Annotated in this window: 1 protein-coding gene; it reads left to right on the forward strand. The window is 61.8% G+C overall.

The features are described 5' to 3' along the window. Nucleotides 1–40: 40 nt before the first annotated feature. On the forward strand, nt 41–1,146 hold a 1,106-nt coding region (gene gshA, locus NW834_RS13680; protein ID WP_414426363.1), incomplete at its 3' end, for a glutamate--cysteine ligase.

A 1,146-nucleotide genomic window follows, 5' to 3' on the forward strand; every position in this document is an offset into this window, starting at 1 on the left:
GAAAGGTTAGACTGGTGAGGCTGCGGCTGGAGGCTGGCCTGTGCTGTTGACCAAGGGCTTTGAGGTGGAAATGTACACCGGCACCGCCGCCGGGGAAGTGGTGGGCTTGTCGGATCGCATTTGCCAGGCTTTGCCAGGGTTTGTGCGGGAGCCGGATCGGCGCAACGTGGAGTATATCACCCCTCCCCTTCGCCGCTACGAAGACCTGCTCTGTGCCTTGTTGCGGCCTCGCCTACAGTTGCGGCAATTTTTGCGCCGTCTTGGCCCTTACACCCTTCTGCCAGGGAGCACGCTAGCTTTGGGCGGCAGCGACCACTTCGAGCGGTCGGATCCCGGCAACCCCTACCACGACTACATCGAGCGCACCTATGGCACGCGGGTGGTAACTGCTAGCATTCACATCAATGTTGGCCTGCCAGGTACCGAGGCCATCTTCCGGGCCTGTCGCCTGCTGCGAGCGGAAGCATCTCTCTACCTAGCTCTGAGCGCTTCCTCCCCTTTTCTGGACGGACGGGTGACGGGATCCCACTCCAGCCGTTGGCAGGTGTTCCCCAAAACGCCGGCTCAGGTGCCCTTCTTCCGGGATCACGCCCACTACATTGCCTGGATCCAGGAGCAGCTAGCCTTGGGCACAATGCAGAATGTGCGCCACCTGTGGGCCTCGGTGCGACCCAACGGCCCGGAGCGGCCCTACCACCTCAACCGCGTGGAGCTGCGCATTTGCGATCTGGTGGGGGATCCGGTAATGGTTCTGGCGATTACCGCCTTGGTGGAAGCCCGTCTCTGGCAGTTGCTGGCCCAGCCGGAAGCGCTGGATCCCTTGCGGGGGCCCTTTACCCCAACAGAGCTGGAGAGCCTTTGCGAAGCCAACGAGCAGGCTGCTGCTCGAGAATCGCTGCAATCTCATTTGGTCGATTGGCGGACAGGCCGGGAACGGGCGGCCCAAGAGTGGATCGAAGAGCTGCTGACCGAAGCTTGGCGTATTGGCCAACCTCAAGGCTTGGGCTGTTTTCTAGCTCCCTTGCAAACTCTGCTCCACCAGGGCAATGAGGCCCAACGCTGGCTGAAGCAAGTCAACCAGGGATCCACACCTGCCCAGGTGTACCAACAGGCCATCCAGGAGCTGGCCGAACAAGACCGAGAGAG

Origin of the sequence: Synechococcus sp. R60.1, from assembly GCF_047461835.1 — a bacterium.
Lineage (GTDB): Bacteria > Cyanobacteriota > Cyanobacteriia > Thermostichales > Thermostichaceae > Thermostichus.